Source organism: Hyalangium sp., assembly GCF_045802625.1.
In the GTDB taxonomy this organism is placed as follows: domain Bacteria; phylum Myxococcota; class Myxococcia; order Myxococcales; family Myxococcaceae; genus Hyalangium.
In genome coordinates this window covers 1-15,521 of record NZ_JBJMQP010000029.1, presented here as the reverse complement: position 1 = coordinate 15,521, position 15,521 = coordinate 1, and the positions used below count along the sequence as shown (strand labels likewise).

General features: G+C 68.9%; 16 protein-coding genes. 9 read left to right on the top strand and 7 right to left on the bottom strand.

Annotated elements, in window-relative coordinates; genetic code table 11:
• The first annotated feature begins 2 nt into the window (after positions 1-2).
• From nbaC to ACJ8AT_RS04960, 5 genes are read left to right on the top strand one after another with little or no spacing between them, the layout of a single operon-like run.
• Entirely contained in the window at positions 3-524 is a 522-nt protein-coding gene (gene nbaC / locus ACJ8AT_RS04980; RefSeq protein WP_407736403.1) for a 3-hydroxyanthranilate 3,4-dioxygenase, read from the top strand.
• On the top strand, positions 521-1,537 hold the full coding sequence (locus ACJ8AT_RS04975) for an amidohydrolase family protein (RefSeq protein WP_407736402.1): 1,017 nt from the start codon (positions 521-523) through the stop codon (positions 1,535-1,537). Before nbaC ends, ACJ8AT_RS04975 begins: the two co-directional genes overlap by 4 nt.
• The gene (gene kynU / locus ACJ8AT_RS04970) at positions 1,537-2,820 is read left to right on the top strand and encodes a kynureninase (protein WP_407736445.1); all 1,284 of its coding nucleotides are present in this window, start codon (positions 1,537-1,539) and stop codon (positions 2,818-2,820) included. Before ACJ8AT_RS04975 ends, kynU begins: the two co-directional genes overlap by 1 nt.
• A complete protein-coding gene (locus tag ACJ8AT_RS04965; protein WP_407736401.1) occupies positions 2,807-4,204 on the top strand; it encodes an FAD-dependent oxidoreductase in 1,398 nt (465 codons plus the stop codon). The genes kynU and ACJ8AT_RS04965 overlap by 14 nt, the downstream gene beginning before the upstream one ends.
• Complete coding sequence (locus ACJ8AT_RS04960) at positions 4,182-4,919, top strand: SDR family oxidoreductase (RefSeq protein WP_407736400.1); 738 nt, start codon at positions 4,182-4,184, stop codon at positions 4,917-4,919. The genes ACJ8AT_RS04965 and ACJ8AT_RS04960 overlap by 23 nt, the downstream gene beginning before the upstream one ends.
• A gap of 15 nt (positions 4,920-4,934) precedes the next feature.
• Here ACJ8AT_RS04960 and ACJ8AT_RS04955 read toward each other — a convergent pair whose 3' ends face one another.
• Genes ACJ8AT_RS04955 through ACJ8AT_RS04945 form a run of 3 tightly spaced genes read right to left on the bottom strand, consistent with a single transcriptional unit; the run spans position 4,935 to position 7,175 of the window.
• Positions 4,935-5,741 (bottom strand): alpha/beta hydrolase family protein, encoded by an 807-nt coding sequence (locus tag ACJ8AT_RS04955; protein ID WP_407736398.1) that lies wholly within the window; start codon positions 5,739-5,741, stop codon positions 4,935-4,937.
• A gap of 9 nt (positions 5,742-5,750) precedes the next feature.
• Positions 5,751-6,671: a hypothetical protein gene (locus ACJ8AT_RS04950; protein ID WP_407736396.1), complete on the bottom strand. Its 921-nt coding sequence runs from the start codon at positions 6,669-6,671 to the stop codon at positions 5,751-5,753.
• Positions 6,672-6,716: 45 nt separating this feature from the next.
• Complete coding sequence (locus ACJ8AT_RS04945; RefSeq protein WP_407736395.1) at positions 6,717-7,175, bottom strand: cyclic nucleotide-binding domain-containing protein; 459 nt, start codon at positions 7,173-7,175, stop codon at positions 6,717-6,719.
• Positions 7,176-7,246: 71 nt separating this feature from the next.
• On the opposite strand from ACJ8AT_RS04945, the gene trxB reads away from it, so the two are divergent.
• The 3 genes from trxB to moaC are packed head-to-tail and all read left to right on the top strand — an operon-like array spanning position 7,247 to position 9,884.
• Positions 7,247-8,209 (top strand): thioredoxin-disulfide reductase, encoded by a 963-nt coding sequence (trxB, locus tag ACJ8AT_RS04940; protein WP_407736394.1) that lies wholly within the window; start codon positions 7,247-7,249, stop codon positions 8,207-8,209.
• Positions 8,210-8,238: 29 nt separating this feature from the next.
• Positions 8,239-9,435 carry a trans-sulfuration enzyme family protein gene (locus ACJ8AT_RS04935; protein WP_407736392.1) on the top strand — a complete coding sequence of 399 codons (1,197 nt, stop codon included), beginning with the start codon at positions 8,239-8,241 and terminating at the stop codon, positions 9,433-9,435.
• A complete protein-coding gene (gene moaC, locus ACJ8AT_RS04930) occupies positions 9,432-9,884 on the top strand; it encodes a cyclic pyranopterin monophosphate synthase MoaC (RefSeq protein WP_407736391.1) in 453 nt (150 codons plus the stop codon). Before ACJ8AT_RS04935 ends, moaC begins: the two co-directional genes overlap by 4 nt.
• Before the next feature lie 6 nt (positions 9,885-9,890).
• Here moaC and ACJ8AT_RS04925 read toward each other — a convergent pair whose 3' ends face one another.
• Positions 9,891-10,436, bottom strand: a complete 546-nt coding sequence (locus ACJ8AT_RS04925) for a DUF2378 family protein (RefSeq protein ID WP_407736389.1) — start codon at positions 10,434-10,436, stop codon at positions 9,891-9,893.
• A 195-nt stretch (positions 10,437-10,631) separates the two neighbouring features.
• Positions 10,632-13,034: a cation-translocating P-type ATPase gene (locus ACJ8AT_RS04920; protein WP_407736388.1), complete on the bottom strand. Its 2,403-nt coding sequence runs from the start codon at positions 13,032-13,034 to the stop codon at positions 10,632-10,634.
• A 301-nt stretch (positions 13,035-13,335) separates the two neighbouring features.
• On the opposite strand from ACJ8AT_RS04920, the gene ACJ8AT_RS04915 reads away from it, so the two are divergent.
• Complete coding sequence (locus ACJ8AT_RS04915; RefSeq protein ID WP_407736387.1) at positions 13,336-13,905, top strand: hypothetical protein; 570 nt, start codon at positions 13,336-13,338, stop codon at positions 13,903-13,905.
• 36 nt (positions 13,906-13,941) lie between these two features.
• Here ACJ8AT_RS04915 and ACJ8AT_RS04910 read toward each other — a convergent pair whose 3' ends face one another.
• Together ACJ8AT_RS04910 and ACJ8AT_RS04905 are read right to left on the bottom strand one after the other, a co-directional pair.
• Positions 13,942-14,913 carry a HEAT repeat domain-containing protein gene (locus tag ACJ8AT_RS04910; RefSeq protein WP_407736385.1) on the bottom strand — a complete coding sequence of 324 codons (972 nt, stop codon included), beginning with the start codon at positions 14,911-14,913 and terminating at the stop codon, positions 13,942-13,944.
• Positions 14,914-15,159: 246 nt separating this feature from the next.
• On the bottom strand, positions 15,160-15,521 hold a 362-nt coding region (locus ACJ8AT_RS04905), incomplete at its 5' end, for an NUDIX hydrolase (RefSeq protein ID WP_407736384.1).

Sequence of the window (15,521 nt, the reverse complement as noted above, 5' to 3'; positions counted from 1 at the left end):
CCATGGCCCTGCTGCCGCCCTTCAACTTCAAGAAGTGGATCGATGAGCACCGCCACCTGCTCAAGCCGCCGGTGGGCAACCAGTTGGTGTGGAAGGATCAGGAGTTCATCGTGATGGTGGTGGGCGGGCCGAACTCGCGCACCGACTTCCACATCGACGAGAGCGCGGAGTTCTTCTACCAGCTTGAGGGCGACATCAACCTGCGCATCATCGAGGACGGCAAGCCGCGCGATCTGCCCATCCGCGAGGGCGACATCTTCCTGCTGCCTCCGAAGGTGCCGCACTCGCCGCAGCGGCCCGCGGGCTCGGTGGGTCTGGTCATCGAGCGGCGGCGCCAGCCCCACGAGCTGGACGGCTTCGCGTGGTTCTGCCCCCGGTGTGACAGCAAGCTGTACGAGGAGTTCCTCCACGTCAGCGACATCGTCACGCAGCTGCCGCCCGTGTTCGATCGCTTCTACAGCGATCTCGCGCACTGCACCTGCAAGCAGTGCGGCTTCCAGATGACTCGGAGCGGCGGCAAGTGAAGATCGACATCCACACGCACCTGCTCCCCGCCGAGCTGCCTCGCTTCGCCGAGCGCTATGGCTATGGCGGGTTCATCACCCTGGAGCACCACGCGCCGTGCCGGGCTCGGATGCTGCGCGATGATGGGAAGTTCTTCCGTGAGATCGAGAGCAACTGCTGGGACCCGGCGCTGCGCCTGAAGGAGTGCGATGCGGCGGGAGTCTCCCTCCAGGTGCTCTCCACCGTGCCAGTGATGTTCAGCTACTGGACCAAGCCCGAGCACGGGTTGGATCTATCCCGCTTCCTCAATGATCACCTGGCCTCGGTGGTGCGCGGCAGCCCTCGCCGCTTCGCCGGGCTGGGCACCGTGCCCTTGCAGAGCGTCCCGCTGGCCGTGCGCGAGCTGGAGCGCTGCATGCGCGAGCTGGGGCTGGCCGGGGTGCAGATCGGCTCGCACGTCAACGGCACCAACCTGGGAGACCCCGCGCTCTTCCCGTTCTTCGAGGCCGCGGCGGAGCTGGGCGCGGCGGTGTTCGTCCACCCGTGGGACATGCTCGGCGGCGCGCGGACGGAGAAGTACTGGATGCCGTGGCTGGTGGGCATGCCCGCCGAGGTGGCCATTGCCATCTCCACGCTCATCTTCTCCGGCACGCTGGAGCGGCTGCCCCGGCTGCGGCTCGCCTTCGCTCACGGCGGTGGCGCGTTCCCCGGGACGTTCGGCCGCCTCCAGCATGGCTTCGACGCCCGGCCGGATCTGGTCGCCGTGGACAACAAGGTGCCGCCACGCGATTACCTCGGGCGGTTCTGGGTGGACTCGCTCGTCCATGACGCGGACACGCTGCGCTTCATCGTGAAGCTGTTCGGCTCCGAGAAGGTGGCGCTCGGCAGTGACTACCCGTTCCCGCTCGGCGAGGACCGTCCGGGCACCCTGATCGAGTCCCTGACGGACCTGGAGCCTTCCCTTCGCGAGCGGCTCCTGTGGCGCAATGCGCTTGAGTGGCTCGGGCGCTCGCGCGAGGAGTTCGGTTCATGATGAATCCTGTCGCGGTGCACTTCGAGGAGGGCGAGGCCTTCGCCCGGCGCATGGATGCCGAGGACCCCCTGCGCCACTTCCGGGACGAGTTCCTCTTCCCCCGGCGCAAGGATGGCGAGCCCGTCGTCTACATGGTGGGCAACTCGCTGGGGCTCCAGCCTCGCAAGACACGGCAGTACGTCATGGAGGAGCTGGAGGACTGGGAGCGGTTCGGTGTGGAGGGCCACTTCCACGCCCGCCACCCGTGGCTGCCCTACCACGAGACCTTGACCGGACAGACGGCGCGCCTGGTGGGCGCCCTGCCTCTCGAGGTGGTGGTGATGAACACCCTCTCGGTGAACCTCCACCTGATGATGGTGTCCTTCTACCGCCCCACGCGTGAGCGCTTCCGCATCCTCATCGAGGGCGGCGCCTTCCCGTCGGATCAGTACGCGGTGGCCTCGCAGGCGCGCTTCCACGGCTTTGATCCGAACGAGGCCATCATTCGCCTGGAGCCACGCCCCGGCGAGGACACGCTGCGGCTGGAGGACATCCTCGACACCCTCGATCGGCGCGGGCCGGAGATCGCCCTCGTGCTGATGGGCAACGTGAACTACCTCACCGGCCAGGCCTACGACATGAAGGCCATCTCCCGCGCCGCGCACGAGCGGGGCTGCCGCGTGGGGTTCGATCTGGCGCACGGCGCCGGCAACCTGCTGCTGTCGCTGCATGACGATGGGCCGGACTTCGCCGTGTGGTGCTCGTACAAATACCTCAACGGTGGCCCGGGGACGCTGGGCGGCGTCTTCGTCCACGAGCGCCACGCCCACATGCCGGGCATCCCCCGCTTCGAGGGCTGGTGGGGCCACGACAAGACCACGCGCTTCGAGATGGGGCCCAACTTCGTGCCGCTGCCAGGCGCCGAGGGGTGGCAACTGTCCAACCCGCCCATCCTCCAGCTCGCGGCGCTGCGCGCGTCCATGGAGCTGTTCGATCAGGCGACGATGCCCGCGCTCCGCCTCAAGGGCGACCTGCTCACCCGCTACCTGGAGTTCCTGCTCGACAGGCTCCCGCCGGGGATCGTCCGCATCGTCACGCCTCGGGACATGAAGCAGCGCGGCTCGCAGCTCTCGCTGCGCTTCCGCAAGGAGCCCCGGAAGCTGCTGGCCCGGCTCACCGAGGCCGGCGCCTTCTGTGACTTCCGCGAGCCAGACGTCATCCGCGCCGCCCCTGCTCCCCTCTACTGCAGCTTTCTCGATGTGTACCGCTTCGTGAGGATCCTCGAGGACCATGCACGAGATTGATCGGACCCAGACCGTCACCGTGGCTGGAGCGGGCCTCGTCGGCTCGCTGATGGCCTTGTTCCTGGCTCGGCGCGGCTTCCAGGTGGAGGTGCTCGAGCGGCGGCCCGACATGCGGCGGGAGACAGTGGACGCCGGACGCTCCATCAACCTCGCCATCTCCGCCCGGGGGCTGTATGCGCTCCGGCAGGTGGGGCTGGAGGAAGAGGCCCGGCGGCACGCCATCCCCATGCGCGGGCGGATGATCCACCCCGTGTCCGGAGCGCTGGCGCTGCAGCCCTACGGCAAGGATGACTCGCAGCACATCAACAGCATCTCCCGGGCCTGGCTCAACCAGTACCTCATGACGCACGCCGAGGGCACTGGCCGGGTCCGCATCCGCTTCAAGCAGCGCCTCCAGCACGTGGACTTCGACTCGGGCGCGCTCTCCGTGCTGGACGAGGCGAGCGGCGCCACCCGCGAGGAGCGCGCCACGGTGCTGCTCGGAGCGGATGGCTCGGGCTCGGCGGTGCGGCAGGAGATGGCCCGGCGGCCGGGCTACCAGTCCACCCAGGAGCTGCTCAGCCACGGCTACAAGGAGCTCACCATTCCCGCGGGCCCGGGCGGCTCCTTCCGCATGGAGAAGCACGCGCTGCACATCTGGCCGCGGGGCTCGTTCATGCTGATCGCCCTGCCGAACGAGGATGGCAGCTTCACCTGCACGCTCTTCCTGCCCTTCGAGGGGCCGGTGAGCTTCGCGTCGCTGGATTCTCCCGGGAAGGTCTCCGCCTTCTTCCAGGAGAAGTTCCCGGACGCCCTCCCACTTATCCCCGAACTCACCCACGACTTCTTCCACCACCCCACCGGGTCCATGGTGACCGTGAAGAGCGAGCCGTGGCATGTGGGCGGCCGGGCGCTGGTGCTGGGAGACGCGGCGCATGCCATCGTCCCCTTCTTCGGGCAGGGGATGAACTGCGGCTTCGAGGACTGCGGGGTGCTCGATGGGCTGCTCTCGCGCCACTCGCGCTGGGAGGAGGCCTTCTCCGAGTTCTTCCGCCTGCGCAAGTCCAACGCGGACGCCATCGCCGACATGGCCGTGGAGAACTTCATCGAGATGCGCGACAGCACCGCCAACCCGCGCTTCCTGCTGGAGAAGCAGGTGGAGAAGTTGCTGCTCAACGCGTTCCCGGGACAGTTCCTCAGCCGCTATACTCTGGTGAGCTTCAGCCGCGTGCCGTATCGCCTGGCGTACGAGGTGGGCTCCATCGCCGGAGGGATTGTGTCCGAGCTGTCCGAGGGCCTCTCCCGCGCGGAGGAAGTGGATCTGGATCGCGCTGCCCGGCTCGTCCGCGAGCGGCTCGTTCCCTTCGTAGAGGAGCACTCGGATGGATTTAGGCTTGAAGGGTAAGCGGGCCCTGGTGCTGGGGGCCTCGGCGGGGCTGGGGTTCGCCGTGGCCTCGGAGATGGTGAGGGAGGGGGCGCGGGTGGCGCTCTGCTCGCGCAGCGAGGAGCGGATCCGCGCCGCCGCCGCGAACATGGGCGCCGCGCTCGGAGTCGCGGCGGATCTCTCCATGCCGGGGGCCACCCAGAGCGTGGTGGACAAGGTGAAGGAGGCGCTCGGGGGCCTGGACATCCTCGTCATCAACACCGGCGGCCCGCCGTCGGGCGGCATCCTGGAGGTCACCGACAAGCAGTGGCAGGAGGGCTTCCAGAGCCTGTGGATGAGCGCCGTGGAGGCCATCCGCGCCGCCGCCCCGGTGATGAAGCAGGGCAAGTGGGGCCGCATCATCCTCCTCACCTCGGTGTACGCACGCGAGCCCCAGCCGTGGCTCAGCATCTCCAGCGGCTTCCGAGCCGGAATGCTGGCGCTCACGAAGACCTCGAGCCTCGAGCTGGCCGAGCACGGCGTGACCGTCAACTCCGTGCTGCCCGGCTACCACGACACCGAGCGCCTGCGGGAGTTCAAGCTCCCCCTGGCGCAGATGACGGCGCAGATCCCGGCCAAGCGGCTGGGCCGCCCGGAGGAGCTGGCCGCGCTGGTGACGTTCCTGGCCTCGGATCGCGCGGGCTACATCACCGGCCAGTCCATCGCCATTGATGGCGGGTGGATGAAGGGCTTCTGAGGCGCGCCGGGGCGCTCACAGCAGCGAGGAGACGGCCTGCACCACCTGGGGCCACTCCTTCGCCAGCGGGTTGATGGGCTCGAAGTGGCCGGCGCCTGGGAGCGGGATGAGCCGCACGTCATCCCCGAGCGCCGCCGCGCGGGCGTGGTAGCCGGCGCTGAGGGAGAAGGGGACGGTGTCGTCCTCGGTGCCGTGGATGAGGACCTGTCTCACTCCGAGCGGCGCGAGCGCGGCGGGAGAGCCGAGGCGGTAGTGCTCGGGCACCTGGGTGGGCGAGCCTCCGAGGAACTCCGTCACGATGTCATGGCTCAGCCGCAGCGCGTGGCCTCGCTCGAGGTCCACCACGCCGGCGAGCGCCACCACGCCGCGAGGTATGAACGGCTCCGAGGTGTGGAGCGGCTCTCCCGGGCGGAGGCGCGCACGCGCGGCGAGCCAGAGCGCCAGGTGTCCTCCCGCGGAGTGCCCCATGGTCACCACGCGTGACAGATCCAGCGGGTGGGATCCCGCCAGGGTGCGCAGGAAGTCCAGGCCCCGAGCGACATCCTCGAAAGTGCCCGGCCACCCTCCGCCCTCGTGGCCAACGCGCCGGTACTCGAGGCTCCAGGTGGCGTAGCCGCGCCGCGCGAGGTCCGCGCACAGGTGGCCCACGTGCTCCAGATCATACCGGGCACGCCAGAAGCCCCCGTGCACCATGACAACGACTGGGTGGGGACCGGGGCCACGAGGCCGGCGCAGGTCCCCGAACTGGTGTGCCTTCTCCCCGTACTGGATGCGAGCATCCGCGGGCGGGGAGGGCGTCTCGAGCATCCAGAGCGGGTTCATGGCCCTTGCTCAGCGGGGAGCGCCCTCGAGCCCGGACAGCTTGCGGTTCTTGACCTTGAGCCAGGCCTGCTGCCGGAAGAGGTACGTGGTGCGGACCTTGCGCCACGTCCACACGCTGTCCAGGGTCCACCACTTCGCGGGCGGCTGGAGCCCCTTGTCGCGCAGGTTGCCAATGCCCCGGTAGCCGACGCCGTCGAGCCCATGGGCGCAGTTGGACTCGAGGATCAGCACCTTGTCCGTCTCGGGGTGGTGGTCGACGATCAGGAAGGTGTGCCCGTCGCGCCACTGGTTGCGCCAGCCTTGAATCATCGTCCACGGGTGCGGCGGCACCTCCGGGCTCGGCGCGTGGAGGGCCATCCCGCTCTCGATGGCGGCCGTCGTCGGCGAGAAGTAGTCCTCCGTGGAGGAGATCATCATCTGCCGGTGGCGGGTGGCATCCCACGTGAAGGCCGAGCCGTGCGCGTCGGCGAACGCCTTCACCGTCAGCGCCTCGGCGAACGTGCAGCAGTTGTTGACCTGGGGCGGCGCCACCGGCAGGCGGATGTTCGGCAGCGGCCACGGGTAGCGCGGCTCGTCGAGCTCGTAGCGGTAGTCCCGGAAGTCCGCCAGCAGGGTGGTCAGCCGCCCCTCGTCCACGGCGAGCGGCTCGGTGTCGAAGGGCAGCCGCACGGCCGGGGGCGGCTTGTCCTCATCGCGAAGCTCCGCGAACCGCTGGGCGCTGGAGCGCACGCAGATCCACGTGTCCAGGGCGCCCAGGGTGGGCACCTCGAGCCGCGCGTAGTCCGTGTCCGGAGTGGGGAAGCCCGGCTTCTCCTCGAGCACGAAGTAGTCGCCCGGCTCGACGAAGCCCTCGAACTGCGAGTTCGTGTCCGGCGAGATGAAGCCGCGCAGCCGGATGGGGAGCCGCGCGATGCGATAGGTGTCGGGCATGGACGCCTCCGAGGCGGGTTGCTCGCCCAGCATGGCGCAGGCCGCTCAGAAGCGCGAGATGGCGAAGAACGCCTTGATCTTGTCGCCCGTCTCCCGGAGCCGCCCGGAGAGCGTGCGGACGAAGGTCCACAGCAGCACGTAGGCCAGCTCCTTGTCCGTGAACATCAGCTGGTCCAGCTTCGAGCGCTCAATCGCCCAGACCGTACACCCCGTGTGGGCGATGGCGTCCGCCGAGCGCGGGTGGTCATCAATCACCGCCATCTCCCCGAAATACTGGCCCTTTTCCAGGATGGCGAGCGCCTCCTCGCCAATCCCCGGCACGTTCTTGGAGATGCGCACCCGCCCCTCGGCGATGACATACATCTCCTGACCTGTGTCTCCCTCGCGGAAGATGAAGGCGCCGGCCTCGAACTGCTGGGGCTGGGCGATGGAGGCCACCTTGGCGAGCTGGCCCTGGGTCAAGCCCTCGAAGAGCGCAACCTTTTTGAGGAAGGAGGCATCCATGGAGCACCTTCGTACCACGCGCTCCGGGCGCTCTGGTACTTTCCGGCCCCCTTCCGAGAGGAGCTACAGCCGTGGCGGACGAGAAGATCAACAAGGTGACCATCATTGGCTCGGGACCTGCGGGCTACACCGCGGCCATCTATGCGGCTCGCGCGAACCTGGAGCCGGTGATGTTCGCGGGCGGGCCCACGCTCGAGGACCCGCAGCGGGTGCCCGGCGGCCAGCTCATGATCACCACGGACGTGGAGAACTACCCGGGCTTCCCCGAGGGGATTACAGGCCCCGAGGTCATGGAGCGCTTCCAGAAGCAGGCCGAGCGCTTTGGCACCCGCATCCACATGGAGAATGTCGTCAAGGTGGACCTGTCCTCGCGCCCCTTCCTCATCCAGGGCGAGAGCGTGAGCTACCGCTCGGAGACGGTCATCATCGCCACGGGCGCCAGCGCCAAGTGGCTGGGCGTCAAGGGCGAGGACACCTTCAAGAACCGGGGCGTGTCCGCCTGCGCCACGTGTGACGGCGCCTTCTTCAAGAAGCAGGACGTGCTGGTGGTGGGCGGCGGCGACACCGCCATGGAGGAGGCCACGTACCTGGCGAAGATCGTCGGCCACGTCACCCTGCTGCACCGCCGGGACACCTTCCGCGCCTCGAAGATCATGCAGGAGCGCGTGCTGAAGAACCCGAAGATCTCCGTCATGTGGAACAGCGTGGTGGACGAGGTGCTCGGCAACGAGAAGGGGATGACGGGGGCGGTGGTGCGCAATATGAAGACGAACGACACGCAGCTGCTCAAGGCCACGGGCCTGTTCGTCGCCATCGGCCATGTGCCCAACACCCAGCTCTTCCAGGGCGTGCTGGAGACGCACCAGAACGGCTACCTGAAGACGGAGCCGGGCAGCACCCGGACCAACATCGCCGGCGTGTTTGCCTGCGGAGACGTGCAGGACAGCGTCTACCGGCAGGCCATCACCGCCGCGGGCACTGGCTGCATGGCCGCCATCGAAGCCGAGCGCTGGCTGATCGAGCAGGGCGAGTGAGCCCCAGCCCCCCCCTCCAGACGAGAGCCATGAGCGAGAAGCGGCTGAATCCCAGGACAGTGGCGGTACACGCGGGGAGCCGGTTGGCGGGTAGCACATCCCAGCCGCTGGTGCCCGCCATCCATATGTCGACCGTGGGCTGGTTCGACAGCAGCGAGGAGCTGGACGGGGCCCTGGACGGCAAGGACTACGTCTACTCACGCATCAGCGCCCAGAACACCGCGCTGCTGGAGGAGTCCGTGGCGGCGCTCGAGGGCGCCGAGGCGTGCGTCTCCTACGCCAGCGGTATGGCGGCGCTTCGGGCTGTCTTCGAGGTGCAGAACCTCAAGGCCGGGGACCGCATTGTCATGCCCGGGGACGGCTACGGCGTCTCGCGCCTGCTGTACAAGACGCTGTGTGCCCGCGCGGGCGTGGAGCTGCACGCGCTCATCCTCAGCGATCCGAAGGCGCCCGAGCGAATCGTCGAGCTGCGGCCCAAGTATGTGCTCGCCGAGAGCATCACCAACCCGCTGCTCTCCGTGCCGGACCTCCGCGCCCTGGCCAGGGCGTGCAAGCAGGTGGGGGCCACGCTCGCGGTGGATGCCACCTTCCCGTCTCCCTATGGGCAGCGCGCGCTCGCGCTGGGCGCGGACTATGCCGTCCAGTCCGCCACGAAGTGGATCAACGGCCATAGCGACGCCCTGGCCGGCACGGTGAGCGGCTCGCGCGAGCGGCTGGCTCCGCTGCGCTCCCTGCGGCTGATGGCGGGAGATGTGCTCGGGCCCTTCGAGGCGTGGCTCACCCAGCGCGGCCTGCGCACCCTGCACGTGCGGATGAAGGCTCACTTCGAGAACGCCGCGCATGTGGCCCGGCGGCTCGCGGAGTCTCCGCTGCTGGAGCGCGTGCTCTATCCGGGCCTGCCCTCGCACCCCCATCACGCCGTGGCTCGCGAGGTGCTGGAGGGCGGCTTCGGCCCCATGGTCGCCTTCGAGATCAAAGGCGCGGGCCGGCCCGAGGGCTATCGCTTCCTGGAGGCGCTGAAGGTGGCTCGGCCCGGGCCGTCGCTCGGGGACGTGTGCACGCTCGTCATGCACGCGGCCAGCGCCAGCGCGCGCCGGATGACTCCCGAGGAGCGTGCCGCGGCCGGCATCCACGAGAGCCTCATCCGCGTCTCCGTGGGCCTGGAGGATCCCGAGGACATCGTCGAGGACCTGCTGGCCGCCGTGGCCCAGGGGGTGAAGCGGTGAAGATGGTGGACGTGGGGGGCAAGAAGAAGACGGAGCGCGTGGCGGTGGCCACCTCGCGCCTGCGCATGCTCCCCGCCACGCTGGCGCGCATCCAGCAGGGCAAGGTGGAGAAGGGGGATGTGCTGGCCGCGGCCCGGCTCGCCGGGATCATGGCCGCCAAGCGCACTCCGGACGTGGTGCCGCTGTGCCACCCCATCGCGCTGTCCGGCGTGGAGGTGACGCTCGAGCCCTTCGAGGCCGGGCTGGAGGTCCGCGTCCAGGTGCGCACCGTGGATCGCACCGGCGTGGAGATGGAGGCCCTCACCGCGGCGTGCGCGGCGGCCCTCACCGTCTACGACATGTGCAAGAGCGTGGATCGGGGCATGGTCATCGAGCAGGTGCAGCTCGAGCACAAGTCCGGTGGCCGCTCCGGCACCTGGAACCGCGGCCGCAAGGGCTCCAAGCGCTGAGCGGGGCTACGGGCTCCACTGCACGCGGAAGGTGGCGCCGCCGCCCTCGCACGAGAGCAGCTCCACCCGGCCTCCCTTGGCTCCCGTCATGGCCAGGCTCGCCTCCAGGATGCCCTGGTAGTAGGTGGGCTGGCCCATCACCTCGTTGATCGACACCTCGAGGCAGGTGGCGGAGCGCTCGGTGATGCGCGCCTCCACGTAGTTGTCCGCGCTCTTCAGGGTGGCCTCCAGCCGCCGCAGCGCCCGGAGCGGCCCGAGCAGCCGCGCCACTCCCGCCGTCGCCCGGCCGATCACCGTCCGCGCCATGCCCTCCACGAGGGCGTGGCCGATCCGCCGCCACGCCTCGGGCCGCGGCAGGTGCGAGTAGAGATCCCGGACGGCGATCTCCAGGCACTGCTTCCAGATCTCGAAGGGATAGGCCGGCAGGAGCTTCTTCGACAGGTCCAGCCCCGTCCGGCGCAGGCTCGCCGCCGCCGCCGCCGAGAGCCGGCCGCGCAGGGCCACGAGGAAGAGTCCTTCGACGGTGTGCTCGAACACGACCCACCGTCGCACTGCGGGGAGGGGCACACTTGCGCTCATCGGGTAGGTCTCTGCGAGCCCAATCATGGAACGCTGGCTCCGGTGGGGGTCTTGAGAGTCAAGCTAGGAACGGCCCTCCGGACTGCCGACCCCTTGCTCTCAGTGAAGTGCTCGCCAGGAGACACACGCCGAGGACGTTCAGTGCGCGACGGCGCAACCCCGCCGGGCTCAGTGCGCCGGGCGGGAGCGGAACCAGCGGCGCAGCAGCTTGGCGAGCTCCAGGGCCGTCACCGGAATGAGCCCCAGCGCGAACACGAGCGCCAGATCCAGCCATCCCAGGGGGGCCAGCTCGAAGAGGCCCCGTACGGCAGGGAAGAGGTAGAGCGCGCCTTGGAGCAGGACGGAGACGGTGATGACGCCGAGCAGCACCCGGTTGGTGAAGGCGCCCACCTCCCAGAAGAGGCGAGTGGAGCTCCGCGCGGCGAACGAGCGCATCAGCTCCGCGAAGATGAGCGTGGAGAAGGCCAGCGCCCGGGCTCGCTCCAGGTACACCGAGGGATTGGCCCACAGGAAGACGCCGAGCACCACCGAGGCCTCGATCAAGCCCACCACCAGGATGGTGCGCCACTGCGCCGCTCCAAGCATCGGCTCGTCCGGGCGGCGAGGAGGATCCTCCAGCAGCTCCGCGCGGGCCGGATCCATCACCAGCGCGAGCGCCGGCAGGCTGTCCGTCACGAGGTTGATCCACAAGAGCTGGAGCGGCACCAGCGGCAGCGGCAGGCCCACCAGCGAGGCGATGAACATCACCAGCAGCTCGCCCACGTTGCCCACCAGCAGGTACACCAGCGTCTTGCGGATGTTCTCGTAGATGGCGCGGCCCTCGCGGATGGCGGCGATGATGGTGGCGAAGTTGTCATCCGTGAGGACGATGTCCGCCGCCTCGCGCGTCACCTCGGTGCCCGTGCGCCCCATGGCGATGCCGATGTGCGCCTCGCGCAGCGCGGGCGCGTCGTTCACGCCATCCCCCGTCATCGCCACCACCTCGCCGCGCTCCTTCCACCGGCGGACGATGCGCAGCTTCTCCTCGGCGGTGACACGGGCGTGGATGAGCTCGGAGGGATCCTCTCCCTCGCGCACGATGCCCAGCTCCTTCCCGATGGCCAGCGCCGTCACCGGGTGATCTCCTGTGATCATCACCGTGCGGACTCCCGCCGCCCGCGCCGCCGCTACCGCCTCCACCGCCTCGGGGCGGGGAGGGTCCGCCATCCCCACCAGGCCCAGCAGCTCGAGCCGGGCCTCCTCGGGGCCCGAGCCCCGTGCCACCGCCAGCACCCGGAGGCCTCGCGACGCCATGGCCTCGGCTGCCTCGCGGGCGCCCTCGGTACCCTGGCGGCAGAGCAAGAACAGCACCTCGGGTGCGCCCTTCACGGAGAGCACTCCATCCGAGCGCAGCACGGACATGCGCTTGCGGTCCGAGTCGAAGGGCTGCACGGCCACGCGGGGGTGCTCGCGCTCGAGGTCCTCTCTCCGGAGGCCTCGCTCCGCTGCCGCTCGCAGCAGGGCCAGCTCCGTGGGGTCTCCCGTGCCCTCTTTTCCTTCCGGCCCGAGGGAGGCGTCACTGCATGACGCCGCCGTCCTCAGGAGGGCCTGCTCGTCGGCTCCCCACAGCTCGCGCACCTTCATGACGCCGGTGGTGAGCGTGCCCGTCTTGTCGGTGCACACCACCGTCGCCGAGCCCAGCGTCTCCACCGCCTGGAGCCGGCGCACCAGCGCGTGCCGGGCCGCCATCCGCTGGACGCCCATCGCGAGCGCGATGGTCACCACCGCTGGAAGGCCCTCGGGCACGGCCGCCACCGCCAGCGAGATGGAGGAGAGCAGCACCGCCAGCCAGCCCATGCCGCGCAGCAGCCCCAGCACCCCCACCAGCAGCACGATGCCCACGCAGGCGAGCAGCAATGTCTTCGTCACCCGGGTGAGCCTCCGCTGCAGCGGCGTCTCCGTCTCCTCCGCTGAGGCCAGCAGGTGGGCGATGTGGCCCAGCTCCGTCCGCATGCCCGTGGCTGTCACCACCGCCAGGCCCGTGCCGCGCGCCACCGCCGTCCCCAGGAACACCTGGTTCGTGCGCTGCGCGAGCGGAGTGTCCTGAGGCACTGGCTGCGTGGACTTGTCCACCGGGACGCTCTCGCCCGTGAGGGGAGCCTCGTTCGTCGCCAGGGAGTGGGCCTCCGCGAGGCGCGCGTCCGCGGCCACCACATCCCCCGCCTCCAGGAGCAGCACGTCCCCAGGGACGATCTCCGCCGCGGGCAGGACCACGGGGAACCCATCGCGCTGGACGCGGGCCCGAGGCGCGGTGAGCGAGCGCAGGGCCAGCAGCGCCTGCTCGGCCTTGAACTCCTGGGCGTAGCCGATGATCGCGTTGAGCACGACGATGGTGCCAATGGCGATGGCATCCGCGTGCTCGCCCAGCAGCGCGGAGACGGCACAGGCGGCCAGCAGCAAGCCGATCATTGGCGAGCGGAACTGCTCCAGGAAGACGCGCCAGCGCGGCCGAGCGGCCGCCCGGTGGATCTCGTTCGGGCCATACTCCCGCAGGCGGCGAGCCGCCTCCTCTGTGTCGAGTCCTTGCGCCATGGGGCTCGGGAGAACATACGCGTGGGAGCCCGGGGATGGCGCAGCATTCATGTCGGGGGCTCCAGGGAGGGCAAGAGAGAGCCCCTTCCTTCATGTTCCGAGCCAGCGGCCCTCGCGCTGGGAGCGCCAGCGGAAAGGCAGCCCGGGTGCGCAAGGGGTGCGCGAGGGCGCAAGACCTGCGCGGCGGGAGCCTGCCGAGAGGGTGGGGGGGGAGGCTCCCGGAGGAGAGGCTGTCCGCTTGCCTCCCCCCTTCCGGATGCCCCCCCGGAGGGCCATCTCACGCGGCTGAAAGGGGGATTTCATGTCCATTCGATTGCTGGCGCTAGGACTGCTGTGCCTGGGGGCTGCCGAGCAGATGGCATGTTCTACGGACGCCGAGGCTGCTCAGGAGAGCGTGGCCTTCTCCGATACCAATGCGACGAAGGAGAAGAAGCCGGGGGAGGGGCAGTTCTGCGGAGGCTTCGCCAACATCCCGTGCCCCGAGGGCCTCCTCTGCGTGGATGATCCGAACGACGACTGCGATCCGAACGCGGGTGGGCGCGACTGCGGCGGCATCTGCGCCGAGCCGGACAAGGACAAGAAGCCCAAGTGTGAAGACGACCAGGATCCGCGGCTGAGCTACGTCTCGCGGGAGCCCGACAAGTGCGCGGCGACCGACGTCCGGTGCTCCGAGGGCTACACGGCGTTCTTCAACGATTGTGGCTGCGGGTGCCAGCCCGCGAAGGCCGCCTGCAACTACCAGGATCCGAACCGGCGCTACGTCTCGCAGGATCCCACGCAGTGCGCGACGCTCCGGTTCATGTGCAACACGGGGGAACAGGCGTTCTTCGACGCGTGCGGTTGCGGCTGCGAACCGGCCCCGGCGCCGTAGCGGGGCACGCTGGCGGAGCCCTCCACTCAGCGCAACTCAGTGGAGGGCTCGTAGCGCCTGCGCGGCGTCACGAAAGACCTTGGCCAGGGTCGGGTACTCTGGACAGTGGGCTTCCAGGAAGACCGCATCCTCGGGACGCCCGATAATTCCCAGCACGACTGCGGCTGCAGTAGACGGATTGGGAAAGGTCACAGTGATGAGTCTGCGCGCGACGGTGCGCGCCGCCGAACGGGCGTTCGCCGGGAGCGCGGGCAGCAGGCGCTCACGATCCGCGAGCAGCAGGCGAAGCAAGTGCTCACAGTAGTAGGTCTCGTCGCGACTCTGGCGCAACGATGGTTCGCTCAATGCTTCGGCTGTGGAGATGAACGCGGGCAGGATCGGTATCAGCGTATCCGGGACATCCTCCTCAAGCACCACGAGCACTTCGATCTTATGGGCAATAGGAACCATTGGGTCGCGCGCCCATGCATCCAGATCGGCTGGAGACTTTTCCAGCAATGGCAACAACCCATGCAACCCATGGGGCGCAGGCAGCGAAATTGTTTCCAGGCTGCGCCGGACGACAGGGAGCATATCGGAGTGTCGTCGTTTCCAGAGGGCGCGTGCCAACCAGATAACATCCGAGGGTTCGGGCTGGGGCGTGGCCGCCAGTCGCTCCAGTCTGCGGACCAGAGGAGTTCGTGCACTCGCTCCCTCAATGCGCCCTAGCGCCCGGACGATGTCCTCTATGACAGCGTCGCCGCCATAACTCCCGCGTGCTTCTTCGATGGTGAGCTGTTCCTCCAATCGCCTGACGCTTGCTGCTCCGCCTAACTCACCTAGGCCAAACGCTGCCGCCTGTCTCACGAGAGAATCCTCATTCCTCAGCATGGCTTCCAGCTCGGCCCTCACCTGTTTGGGTCCGCTGCCCAGTTGCGGTATCAGTTCGCGCACTCGGGCCTCTTCTCCGAATCTGAAAGCCTTCACCAACTCATCGCGAATCTGCGCTACATCTATCTTGAGTGCCATCTTCCATCGGTCCCTGTCTTCTACGGAAAGCTCACACTTGGCGGCACGTATCGCTTGATCAGCGTGCCGTCGAGGAGGAACCTGGGACCGTTGCCTGGGCTTTTGTCGAATACGGGGTCGCCATTCGCGTCCAATTGGGCCTTGTTCTTCAGCAGGCGGGTGTCGCCGTCTGCTTTGCGGGAAGGTAGGGCCAGGCGCACCCACGAAGGAGCTCTGCTCATGCCTCCAGCATGCAGGAACGCTCAGCTACTTGGGAGCCTCAGCGCGCAGCCGCTCCAGGAAGAAGGCCACCACCACCAGCGAGTGGGTGATCTTCCCCTCGAGGATGAGTCGAGGCACCTCCGCGCGAGGGAACAGCTCCACGGTGATGTCCTCGCCGTGGTCCTGCCGGCCCTCGTGGCGCTTCACGCAGTCCAGCGCCAGGAACGAGTGGCACCGGTTGGCTTGCAGCGCCGGGTTGGGGTGCACCGAGCCCAGCGGCACCACCCGGCCCGCCACGTAGCCCGTCTCCTCCTCCAGCTCCCGCGCCGCCGCCACCGCCGGATCCTCTCCCGGCTCCACCAGCCCACCGGGGATCTCCAGAGTGACCCCCTGCATGCCGAAGCGGT